6 protein-coding genes and 3 pseudogenes are annotated in these 12,042 nt (G+C 63.4%); 6 read left to right on the top strand and 3 right to left on the bottom strand.

Annotated elements, in window-relative coordinates; genetic code table 11:
- Positions 1–49 precede the first annotated feature (49 nt).
- The 3 genes and pseudogenes from CCX87_RS20265 to CCX87_RS20255 all read left to right on the top strand — a co-directional run bounded on the left by CCX87_RS20265 (position 50) and on the right by CCX87_RS20255 (position 5,358).
- Positions 50–2,965, top strand: a complete 2,916-nt coding sequence (locus tag CCX87_RS20265) for a Tn3-like element IS1071 family transposase (RefSeq protein WP_087743256.1) — start codon at positions 50–52, stop codon at positions 2,963–2,965.
- A gap of 131 nt (positions 2,966–3,096) precedes the next feature.
- Positions 3,097–3,702, top strand: a pseudogene (locus tag CCX87_RS20260) (FAD-dependent oxidoreductase); the annotation flags it as partial.
- A gap of 108 nt (positions 3,703–3,810) precedes the next feature.
- Positions 3,811–5,358, top strand: coding sequence for an IS91-like element ISPps1 family transposase (locus tag CCX87_RS20255; RefSeq protein WP_008328818.1), 1,548 nt, complete (start codon positions 3,811–3,813; stop codon positions 5,356–5,358).
- A gap of 180 nt (positions 5,359–5,538) precedes the next feature.
- Here the strand turns inward: CCX87_RS20255 and CCX87_RS20250 are convergent, their stop codons facing one another.
- The 3 genes from CCX87_RS20250 to CCX87_RS20240 are packed head-to-tail and all read right to left on the bottom strand — an operon-like array spanning position 5,539 to position 8,425.
- A complete protein-coding gene (locus tag CCX87_RS20250) occupies positions 5,539–6,186 on the bottom strand; it encodes a tripartite tricarboxylate transporter substrate-binding protein (protein WP_087748620.1) in 648 nt (215 codons plus the stop codon).
- Positions 6,187–6,188: 2 nt separating this feature from the next.
- Entirely contained in the window at positions 6,189–7,439 is a 1,251-nt protein-coding gene (locus tag CCX87_RS20245; RefSeq protein WP_087748619.1) for an NAD(P)/FAD-dependent oxidoreductase, read from the bottom strand.
- A gap of 32 nt (positions 7,440–7,471) precedes the next feature.
- The gene (locus CCX87_RS20240) at positions 7,472–8,425 is read right to left on the bottom strand and encodes an isocitrate lyase/PEP mutase family protein (RefSeq protein ID WP_087748618.1); all 954 of its coding nucleotides are present in this window, start codon (positions 8,423–8,425) and stop codon (positions 7,472–7,474) included.
- A 214-nt stretch (positions 8,426–8,639) separates the two neighbouring features.
- Here CCX87_RS20240 and CCX87_RS21715 point away from each other — a divergent pair.
- The 3 genes and pseudogenes from CCX87_RS21715 to CCX87_RS20225 all read left to right on the top strand — a co-directional run.
- Positions 8,640–9,146: pseudogene (locus CCX87_RS21715) on the top strand (UGSC family (seleno)protein); the annotation flags it as partial.
- A 1,029-nt stretch (positions 9,147–10,175) separates the two neighbouring features.
- A pseudogene (locus tag CCX87_RS20230) lies at positions 10,176–11,138 on the top strand (IS91-like element ISPps1 family transposase); the annotation flags it as partial.
- Between the two features lie 175 nt (positions 11,139–11,313).
- Positions 11,314–11,937, top strand: coding sequence for a metal ABC transporter solute-binding protein, Zn/Mn family (locus tag CCX87_RS20225; RefSeq protein ID WP_087748616.1), 624 nt, complete (start codon positions 11,314–11,316; stop codon positions 11,935–11,937).
- Positions 11,938–12,042: the final 105 nt, after the last annotated feature.

The raw sequence follows: 12,042 nt of genomic DNA, 5'->3' as shown, positions 1-12,042 counted from the left end.
TGTTCGCTTTGTAAACGGGTATGGTGGCCTCCCACTTTTGAGGTTCACGATGCAGGGTTGGCACACAACGTTTTTGGGGATGCGTGGGCTCCCCCGCGATATCAGCGACTTCGAGATGAAGGCATTTTTCACCTTCGATGGTGCCGAGCGCGACGCAATCAATGCACGCCGAGGTGATTCCCACAAGCTTGGTCTGGCGCTCCATATTGGTTTCCTGCGCATGAGTGGGCGTTTGCTCGGTGCCTTTCGGGTAATTCCAGTAGCCTTGTGGCGCCACCTTGGCAACGAGCTTGGCATTGCAGCACCAGAAGTCGCCTCGCTGAGAGCCATGTATGAACGCGGGCGCACGCTATTCGATCACCAACAAGTAGCCTGCACGGTCCTTGGATTCCAGTGGATGAGCGAGCACCAGCGCCGCTCACTGGTACGTGAACTGCGCGACGAAGTGGCGCGCTGCGCCGACCGCGATCAGCTACTCGTGCGGGCGCGTCAATGGCTGTACAAGAACAAGCTGGTGATCGTGCACGAGCGGGCAATTCGGACACTGATTGCGGCGGCACTTGCCCAGCTTGAAGTTGAAACAGGCACCGCCATCGCCGCCAGCGTTGATCCAGCAACACTTGATCGCTGGCGAGCCTCAGTTTCAGAGCTGCGCCCAGATGGACAAACCCAGCAGAGTTGGCTATGGGCTGCACCGGCGAAACACTCAACCCGCCAAATCAGCGAGGTACTGGAGCGCATCGACCTGCTTTACACGCTGGACGTTCATAAGCACCTGGCAGACATCCCCGATCTCATCTTGCGCCGCTACGCGCGCCGACTTGTCTCCAGGCCGCCCTCAGCCGGAGCCAAGATCAAAGAGCCAGCGCGCACCGTGGAGGTCGCATGCTTTCTTCGGTATTGCCTGTTCACCACCACAGACCAGTTGATCCTTATGGTGCAGCGCCGGATCGCCGATCTGTGGCGTCAGGCTGCCGCCGATGTCCCCGCTACCGTCAATTGGGCCGCAATGTACAAAACGCTGCTCGGCGAACTTGTTGCCTTGAGCGCGCAAGGTGCGGTGCCAGATGCTGAGTTGCGTGCCCGTCTTGAAGCCTTGATCACCGAAACCCAGAAACGCAAACCACCGAGCAGGGCCTCCCTGGTCCGCGAGGGATTGATTGATGGAATTCGCCCCGTGCGGTCGTTGCTCGTCGCCATTGCAAAGCTGCCCTGGCAGGCCACCGGCGAGCATCCTGCCATCGAGTACCTTGCCAAGCTGCAAGCTTTATATCTCAAAGGATCCAGAAAGCTGCCAGTTGAAGTGGTGGCACCAAGTCTGGGAATGATCTGGCAGGTTTCGATCTCCAGCCCAGACCGGGAACGGGCGTTTCAGGCGTTGGAGGTGGCCACCCTGTTTGCCCTGCGCCGCGCGGTGCGCAATGGCTCGGTCTGGATTGAGCACAGCCTGAGCTTTCGGGGTCGTGCGCGCTTGTTCTTCACGGACGAGCGTTGGCAGGCAGAGTCCAAGAAACACTATGCCCGTCTATCGTTACCCAGCAAGGCTGCCACTTTCTTGAAGCCTTTGCTGGCCAGAGTAACTGCCGGTGTCGATGCGGTGGCCGCTGCAGCCCGCAGTGGCGTACTGCGCGTGGATGATGAACTCCATTTGTCGCCATTGCCCGCAGAGGACGAAGACCCAGAAGTGACCAAGCTGCGCGCGGCTTTGGATCACCGCATCGGTGAGGTTCAATTGCCGGAAGTGATTCTGGCCGTTGACGCCCAGGTGCGCTTTAGCTGGATCATGCTCGGACGTGAGCCGCGCTCTACCGACGAGCTGCTGATGGTCTATGCCGGCATCATGGCCCACGGCACCAGTCTGACTGCGGTCGAATGCGCGCGCATGATTCCGCAATTGTCTGCCACCAGCATTCGCCAGGCCATGCGCTGGGCGCGGGACGAACGGCGTCTGAGCCAGGCCTGCCAGGCTGTGCTGGAATTCATGCAGCGACACCCGATTGCCGCCACCTGGGGGCGGTCCGATTTGGCATCTTCTGACATGATGAGCATGGAGACCACCAAACGGGTGTGGCAAGCCCGGCTTGATCCTCGGCGCAACACACCTTCCATTGGAATCTACTCCCATGTAAAAGACCGGTGGGGCATCTTCCATGCGCAGCCCTTTGTGCTCAATGAGCGCCAGGCGAGCGTGGCCATTGAAGGTGTCATCCGCCAAGAAAAGCTGGAGACCAGCCAGCTTGCTGTGGATACCCATGGCTACACCGACTTTGCCATGTCACATGCCCGTTTGCTTGGTTTTGATCTTTGCCCGCGGTTGAAGGAACTCAAACAGCGCCACCTCTTTGTGCCACGCGGCACCAAAGTGCCCGCAGAAATCGCTGCGGTGTGCGAAGCCAATGTCGACGTCGCTTTGATCGAAAAGCATTGGGATAGTCTGGTGCACCTGGCAGCCTCGGTCATGAGCGGACATGCCAGTGCGGTGGCAGCTCTTGCGCGGTTCGGTTCTGCCGCCCAGGGCGATCCAATCTATGAGGCTGGCGTGCAATTGGGGCGGTTGCTGCGTACGGCGTTTTTGGCTGACTACTTTGTCAAGGACGCTTTCAGGAACGAGTTGCGCCGGGTGCTCAATCGGGGCGAGGCTGTTAACGCCCTCAAGCGCGCCATTTATACCGGCCGGATCAGCCCGGCGCAGGCCAAACGTGTCGATGAAATGCAGGCTGTGGCCGATGCGTTGAGCCTGATGGCCAACATCGTGATGGCGTGGAATACCTCACAGATGCAGGCGGTCCTGGATCGCTGGTCGAACCGCCGCCAGGTCATTCCACCGGAACTGATCGGGAAGATTGCGCCCACCAGGCTGGAGAGCATCAACTTGCGGGGTGTGTTTCGCTTCCCGGTTGACCGCTATGCTGACCAAATCCTGCCTTCGCGGCCAAATGCATCGATAACTGGCACCAATGGATGAAACCGACCACGGTTTGACGCCACGAATCGCAGATTTGAAAGTGAACAGGAAAGTCAATGAAATCAACGATCTACCAACACCACCTCCGCGCCAGTGCTAGCTTTTCGTACCGTCACTTATTGCACTGAAAACGAGGAGACCCCAACGTGGACATCCAGATGCGCACCAATGTGCCGCACATCTTCGCCATCGGCGACATCGTGGGCCAGCCCATGCTGGCGCACAAGGCGGTGCACGAGGCGCATGTGGCGGCGGAAGTGATCGCCGGCGAATTGCAGGGCAACAAGGAACTGGCCAGCGCCGCCTTCAACGCCCGCGTGATCCCCAGCGTGGCCTACACCGACCCCGAAGTGGCCTGGGTGGGCCTGACCGAAGACCAGGCCAAGCAGCAGGGCATCAAGGTCAAGAAGGGCCTGTTCCCCTGGGCGGCCTCGGGCCGCGCCATTGCCAACGGCCGCGACGAAGGCGTCACCAAGCTGCTGTTCGACGACAGCCCCGAAGCAGGATCAGGAGACGGCCATGCTGGCCGGGGCCACGGCAAGATCCTGGGCGGCGGCATGGTCGGCACGCATGCGGGCGACATGATCGGCGAGATCGCCCTGGCCATCGAGATGGGTGCGGACGCTGTCGACATCGGCAAGACCATCCACCCGCATCCGACGCTGGGCGAGAGCATCGGCATGGCGGCGGAAGTGGCGCATGGCAGCTGCACGGATGTGCCGCCTGCGCGCAAGTAAGTCCGCAGCCAAGCTACCCTGACAAGGCCCGAACTGGCGACGGTTCGGGCCTTGTGCTTTGCGTACCCAAACAATCGCCGCAGAATACTGTGCATTTGTACAGTATTCATGTCAGCCACTTCCAAGCCCAAGCTCTACAACCCACGCCACCCCGAACGCACGCTGCTCTACCAAACGGTAGCCGAGCACTACGAGACCTGGCTAGAGTTGGCCAGCGCGGGTCAGTTCGACGGCCAGGGCGACCACCACACCCCCAAGCCCTTCGTGCGCAAAGCGTTTGCCAAGTATCTTGAGTGCGGCATCTTTGCCCATGGCTTTGCCCGCGCTCGCTGCGGCGACTGTGGGCACGACTACTTCGTCGCTTTCTCCTGCAAAGGCCGGGGAGTCTGCCCCTCGTGCACCACCCGGCGCATGGTGGAGACAGCAGCGCACCTGAACGATCACGTATTCCCCCGCCTGCCGGTGCGCCAGTGGGTGCTGTCGGTTCCCAAGCGGCTTCGTTACTTCATGCAGCGCGACGGAGCGGTGCTGAGCATGGTGCTGCGCATCTTTCTGCGGGTGATCGCACAAACTCTGCAGACCCACAGCCCCGGTGCGGCCCATATGGACAAGGCAGGCCTGCACATCGGTGCCATCGCCTTCATTCACCGATTCGGCTCCAGCCTCAATGAACACGTCCACTTCCACGTTTGTGTGGTGGACGGGGTGTTTGAGGAAGTGGAGGGCGAGGGCGATGCTGATGCGACCCCTCGAATCTCATCGCCGGGTGTCATCTTTCACGCGGCCACCGGCATCGATGCGGCTACCGTGGCCCCAGTGCAGACCACACTGCAAAAACGCATCCTGCGCGCCTTCGTTGCTCGGGGCCTGCTGGAGAACTGTGACGCCAAAGACATGCTGGGCTACAAACACAGCGGCTTCTCGGTGGACGCCGGTGTCTGCATCGAAGCCCACGACCGCGCTGCGCTGGAGCGGCTGCTGCGCTATTGCGCGCGTCCACCGTTTTCCATGGAGCGCCTACGCAAAGAGGGAAGCAAACTGGTGTACCGCTGTGCCAAACAGCGCAGCGAGCCCACCAGTGACAAGCGTGGTGCCAAGGCAGATGAGCTGCACCTCACACCGCTGGAACTGATCGACCGCATCGCCGCGCTGGTGCCACCGCCACGCACCCACCGGCACCGCTACTTTGGTGTGCTGGCACCAAACTCGCCGCTGAGAGCGGCGGTAACGGCGCTGGCTCAGCCTGCTGCGTCGCAACCAGCCACGGTGGAGACTGCACAACCTGGCGCGGGCGTACCTGGGGTGGCGGCGCCGGGCAACGCGGCCACACCCACACCCGAACCTGAAGCACGCCCGAAGCGAGCGGCGCATTACTTGTGGGCGGTGCTGATTGCCCGCATCTACGAGGCATTTCCGCTGCTGTGCCCCATGTGCGGTGGGCAGATGCGCATCATTGCCTTCATCACCCACAGCGCCGAAATCCGCCACATCCTGAACCACATCGGGGTGGAGTCTGCCCCCCCGCACATCACCCCGGCACGCGGGCCACCGCTGTGGGAGGGCTGCGACGCGCCGGTGGATGATGGTGCGCAAGGCGAGCCGGATTGGGATCTGGCAGCTCAACCCGACGAGGTAGACCAGCGCGTCAATTGGTGACCCAGTGAAGCGGCGGTATCCATCGCTGCGGGGAAGCAGCTGCGCGCGCGCCAGGCCCAAATGCATACTGCCTCCCAAGCTCTTGCCATTGAGCGGCAAGCGAGCGCTCAACCTTCCTTGGCCGAACGTGTTTCGAGGCCCAAAACTCGTGCCATACTTGGCCTCATGCGGTTGAATTTCCTATCCGTTCACCTTGCCGGTCTTCATGTGCGGCAGCGCTGCCATCAAGTTGCTGAACTGCATCTGCACCTGCCCGCTCACGACGTCCGTCAGTGCCTGCGGCGCGCTCTTGTATGGCACGTGCGTCAGCTCGAACTTGCCGGTGAGGCGAAAGAGTTCCGCCGAAAGATGCCCGGCCGTGCCGTTGCCCGCGGTGGAATACGTGAGCGGCGCGGTACGGCTGCGTGCAAGCGTCATCAGTTCGCTGACGCTTTTCGCCGGCACGGAGGGATGCAGTATCAGCACGTTGGGGGACGAGGTGAGCTGCGTGATCGGCGCGAAATCCTTCAGCGTGTCGTACGGCAGCTTCGGATACATGCTCGGATTGACGACGTGCCCGGTGCCGACGATCAGCATCGTGTAACCGTCCCCCGGCGCCTTTGCCGCGGCCTCGGTGCCGATGATGCTGCTCGCCCCCGTGCGGTTGTCAACGACGACTTGCTGTCCAAATTCGTCCGTCAGCTTCTGCCCGATGGAACGCGCAAGAATATCCGCGCCGCCGCCCGCGGCGAAGGGTACGATGAACCGCAGCGGGCGCGTGGGGTACTGTTGCGCGAGCGCCGGTGCGGTCACGATCAAAGCAGCAAACGCCAGCGCCTGTCGATTCATGGCTATTCGAACCTCGTCGGGTTGAAGGGGGTGATGTCGAACGGTGCGTCGCGACCCGCGACGAGCGCGGCAATGGCCTGCCCGGTGGCGGGAGACGCCATCAGCCCCCAGTGTCCGTGGCCGAAGGCGAAATAGGCATTGCCGAGTTTCGGCGAACGGCCGATGACCGGTATCGAATCGGGCGTGGAAGGCCGATGTCCCATCCAGCGGCTGTGCGGCTCGACGTCGATGCCGGGCAGCATGCCCCTCGCGAGCCGCGCTAGCGCCTCGGTGCGCCGCCAGTTGGGGGACTGTCCGTACGGCGCGAACTCCGAGGTTCCAGCGATGCGGATGCCGCCCTCCATCGGTGTTGCGATGAACCTGCCTTCGCCATCGGTGACCGGCACGTCGAGCTTCACGCCGGGCGTCGGGATCTCGATGTGGTAACCGCGCTCGCCGATGAGCGGCACACGCGCGCCGAGTGCCGCGGCCAGCGGACGCGACGCAATACCCGCGCACAGCACGACGGCGGACGCCTCGACCACTCCGCTCGCCGTCTTCACACCGCGGACCTTGCCGCCGGCGTCGTCGAAGCCCATGGCCTTTTCACGCAGCAGCGTGCCCCCGTTGCGGACGAAGTAATCGCAGAGCGTCGTCACCACGCGATGCGGGCTCCGCACGTGGCCGCCGTCGGGCAGCATGAAGCCGTAGCGATATTCCGGCGACAGCGCCGGTGCCATGCGCCGTATGTCCGCCTCGCTGACGACGACGACCTCACATTCGTTGTCGGTGCGGATCTTCCGGCCGAGCGCGCTGCCCGCGAAGCCTGCTTCGGTGCGGTAGACATTCAGCATGCCTTCACGACGCAGCAGATCGGATGCCCCCGCCTCGCCGAGCAGCTGCGCGTAATCGTGCACCGAGCCCTTGTTGAGGCTGCGCATGGCTTTCGCCGAACGCGTCACCGATTCGAGATTGCACGACTTCGAGAACTGCAGAAGCCACGGCAGCACGCGCGGCAGGTGATGCCACGAGATGCAGAGCGGCCCGAGCGGGTCGAGCACCCATTTCGGCACATGCTTGAACGTGCCCGGCATGCCCAGCGGGATGATGGATCCGGGTGCGAGCGACCCCGCGTTGCCGAAGGAGGCGCCCTGTCCCGGCGGATCGGGATCCATGATGGCCACGCGGTGGCCTTCCTTCTGGAGACTCAAAGCGGTCACCACGCCGACGATGCCCGCGCCGATGACCACGACGTCCTGTTTCTGCTCGCTCATGATTCCCTTTGTCGTTTCCCCGGATGTACCGGTCAGTACTGCTTTTCTCGTATCACGTAGTCCGGCTTCGCCGCGCCGTACTTCGCCTCCAGCTGCTCTTCCAGCAGGTACGCGGATTCGAGTTCCGCGATCTTTGCATAGCCCACGAGGTCGGTTATCTCTTCCATGCCGTAGATGAGATCGGGCCGGTCCCGCACTTCACCCGTCTCCATGCTTTCCCTGAGGACCTCGAGCGCCCGGTGCATGCCCATCAGGGCGGCGGAGGGCAGCATGCGCGCCATCGTGACGCGCGCGACACCGATCTCCGCGAGACGCCTGATGGGGATCAGCGGCGTCGTGGGCCGGGATCGGATGGCGAATCCCATGTTGATGCTGACCGGGGCTTTCACCGCATCGACGAAGCGGCGGATCTCGTCTTCCGAATGCACCGCATCGGGAAACACCATGTCGGCACCCGCGGCGATGTAGAGGTTCGCCCGCTCGATGGCGCGTTCCATCCCTTCCACCGCGATCGCGTCCGTGCGGGCATTGATGATGAAGTCGGAATCCTTCTTCGCGCGCACGGCGGCCTCGACCTTCTTCGCCATCTCGCGTGCATCGATCAATTCCTTGCCCTGCATGTGGCCGCAGCGCTTGGGGCTTACCTGGTCCTCGAGGTTGATGCCGACCACACCCGCCTCCTCGAAATACTCGACGGTGTGATGCACGGTCACCGCGTTGCCATAGCCCGTGTCGGCGTCGGCCATGACGGGTATGGAGAGATTGCGCACGATGTGACGGCACGCCTCTACGTTTTCCAGCATCGACATCAGGCCGATGTCGGGCTGACCGATGCGCGAATTCGTGATGGCGCTGCCGCCGGTCGCCGCGGCCTTGAAACCCATCTTCTCCACCATGCGGCCGCTGAAGCCGTCGTAGATGCCGGGCGACACGACGATGCCTTCCTTGAGCAGTGCGCGCATGAGCGCAGCCTTGGTCTCTTTCATGCGGGGAGACTCCGTGACGGGCGTTGGTTCTTCGATCGATTATCGCACGCAGCCCCGGTGCGTTTGACACTTTCCGGAGCGCTCGGTTACCGTGCTCCCGATCATTCGCAGAGTAAGCTCTGCGCACCCCCCTTCTCCCCCCGGGTGAAGGGTCGGGGATGAGGGCGGCCGGAGGTGGCCTGCCACTTTCGCCCACAATCGCGGAGGAGTGTTCATGTCAGACAGCGTGCTCGTCTACGACCCGGTCGCACCGGGCGGCAACGCAGGGCTTGCGCAGCGCGTATCGCTCGACACGCTCGCCGGCAGGGTCGTCGGCTTCATCGACAACGCCAAACCGAATTTCCATCATCTCGTCGACGAACTTGCCGAATTGCTGCCCGCCCGTTACGGCGTGGCGCGCGTCGTGAAGATGAGAAAGCGCAGCGCATCGATGCCCGCACCGGCGGAGATGCTGCGCGAGCTCGCCGACACCTGCGACGTCGTCATCACGGGCTCGGGCGACTGAGGCTCCTGCACGTCGTGGAGTGTCCACGACAGTGTCGAGATGGCGAAGCAGGGTATCGCCTCGATGACGGTCTGTTCGGAAAGCTTTCAGGGGCTCGGGCGGGCGCAGCAGAAGGCGCTCGGCGCCGCGGATCTTCCCATCGCGGTCATTCCACATCCCTTCGGCACGCGAAGCCGCGAGGAGCTGCGCGAGATCGCGGGACGCTGCGTCGACGAGATTGCCCGGCTGGCCTGTGAAAAAGTCGCCGCGACATCCGCTTCAGGCAAGGCCACCGTACCGCGTGCGGCGCTGATCGAGGCCGAGGACGATCTGGAAGGCATCAACCGTCTCTTCCAGGAACGGCGCTGGACCGATGGCCTCATGATCATGCCGCCCACGAAGGAGCGCGTGGCCCGCATGCTGCAACATACGAAGCGCGCCCCCGACGAGATCGTCGCCACCATTGCGCCGCGTTTCGGTGCGGCCACGGTGGAGCACATCGCGATCAACGCCGTGATGGCGGGCTGCTACCCGGAATACCTGCCGGTGCTGATTGCCGCGGCGGAAGCGGTCGCGGACCCGCACTTCCATCTCCAGGCGCTGCAGGTCACGACCAATCCGTCCGCCGTGTTTCTCGTCCTGAACGGCCCCATCGTGAAGACGCTCGGCGTCAACAGCGGCGGCAACTGTCTCGGCCCCGGCACGTGGGCCAACGGCACGCTGGGTCGGGCGCTGCGCCTCATCCTGCAGAACATCGGGGGTGGATTGCCCGGCGACATGGACAAGGCCACACAGGGTCAGCCGGGCAAGTACACCTTCTGCTGCGCGGAGAACGAAGGCGCCTCGCCATGGGAGCCGCTGCATGTCGAGCGCGGTTACCGCGCCGAACAGAGCACCGTCACCGTCGTGGGCGCGCTCGGCACCTGGAACATGAACATCACGGCGCGCGACGCTGACGACGTCATCGCAATGATCGCGGACACGATGCAGTATCCCGCGAGCAGCGACTATATCTACGGCGGTGCGCCGTGGCTGATACTCGCACCGCAGCACGCGCAGCTCATGGCGAGAGCGGGACTCAGCAAGGCAGACGCCAAGCGGCGATTCTGGGAGGAATCGAAAATGCGCGCCGGCCGGTCCCGCGGAAGTGAGTTCGACCGCATGAAGACGGGGCGTGCGCACGAGCTGGGCGAGATCGGCCCCGATACGATGGTGCCCATCTCGGAGAAACCCGATGACCTGACGCTGCTCGTGGCGGGAGGCGCTGTGGTGGACGGGGTGTTTGAGGAAGTGGAGGGCGAGGGCGATGCTGATGCGACCCCTCGAATCTCATCGCCGGGTGTCATCTTTCACGCGGCCACCGGCATCGATGCGGCTACCGTGGCCCCAGTGCAGACCACACTGCAAAAACGCATCCTGCGCGCCTTCGTTGCTCGGGGCCTGCTGGAGAACTGTGACGCCAAAGACATGCTGGGCTACAAACACAGCGGCTTCTCGGTGGACGCCGGTGTCTGCATCGAAGCCCACGACCGCGCTGCGCTGGAGCGGCTGCTGCGCTATTGCGCGCGTCCACCGTTTTCCATGGAGCGCCTACGCAAAGAGGGAAGCAAACTGGTGTACCGCTGTGCCAAACAGCGCAGCGAGCCCACCAGTGACAAGCGTGGTGCCAAGGCAGATGAGCTGCACCTCACACCGCTGGAACTGATCGACCGCATCGCCGCGCTGGTGCCACCGCCACGCACCCACCGGCACCGCTACTTTGGTGTGCTGGCACCAAACTCGCCGCTGAGAGCGGCGGTAACGGCGCTGGCTCAGCCTGCTGCGTCGCAACCAGCCACGGTGGAGACTGCACAACCTGGCGCGGGCGTACCTGGGGTGGCGGCGCCGGGCAACGCGGCCACACCCACACCCGAACCTGAAGCACGCCCGAAGCGAGCGGCGCATTACTTGTGGGCGGTGCTGATTGCCCGCATCTACGAGGCATTTCCGCTGCTGTGCCCCATGTGCGGTGGGCAGATGCGCATCATTGCCTTCATCACCCACAGCGCCGAAATCCGCCACATCCTGAACCACATCGGGGTGGAGTCTGCCCCCCCGCACATCACCCCGGCACGCGGGCCACCGCTGTGGGAGGGCTGCGACGCGCCGGTGGATGATGGTGCGCAAGGCGAGCCGGATTGGGATCTGGCAGCTCAACCCGACGAGGTAGACCAGCGCGTCAATTGGTGACCCAGTGAAGCGGCGGTATCCATCGCTGCGGGGAAGCAGCTGCGCGCGCGCCAGGCCCAAATGCATACTGCCTCCCAAGCTCTTGCCATTGAGCGGCAAGCGAGCGCTCAACCTTCCTTGGCCGAACGTGTTTCGAGGCCCAAAACTCGTGCCATACTTGGCCTCATGCGGTTGAATTTCCTATCCGTACGAGGAGGGCGAGGACGATCACGACGACCATGAGGACGGATCGGCAACGCCCGCCGACGAGCACGATCACGGCGACACCGATCCGCATATCTGGGGCAACGTCCAGAACGCGATCATCGCCATCGGCACGATCCGTGACGCGCTGATCGCCGCCGATCCGGACAACACCGATGCCTACACCGCGAATGCCGAGGCCTACCTCGGCGAGCTCGAGACCCTCGACGCATGGGTGAAGTCCGAGGTCGCGAAGATCCCGGAGGAGGATCGCAAGCTCGTCACCTCGCACGATGCTCTCGGCTACTACACCGATGCCTACGGCTTCACGATCGTCGGCACGGTCCTCGGCCTGACGACCGAGGAGGCAGAACCATCCGCGCAGCAGGTCGCGGAGCTCGTCCAGCAGATCCAGGATTCCGGCGTCAAGGCGATCTTCGCCGAAACGATCGAGAATCCGGCCGTGATCGAGGCCATTGCTGCCGAGGCCGGCGTGGTTGTCGGCCCGGAACTCTACACCGACGCACTCGGCGAGGCGGGTTCCGATGGCGACACCTACATCAAGATGATCACGTTCAACACGAACGCCATCGTGAGCGCCATTCTCGGCGAGTAACGCCGCGCTCCCTCCCGCTATCCCCTCGCGAAACGGCCCGGATCGACGACGATCCGGGCCGTTTCGCATCCCGATCGATTTCGCGTAGGATTAGGAAAGCGAACC

The sequence above is a fragment of the Acidovorax sp. T1 genome (genome assembly GCF_002176815.1).
Lineage (GTDB): Bacteria > Pseudomonadota > Gammaproteobacteria > Burkholderiales > Burkholderiaceae_C > Acidovorax.
Note: the sequence above shows the minus strand (reverse complement) of the source record. Positions and strands in the feature narration are given on the sequence as shown.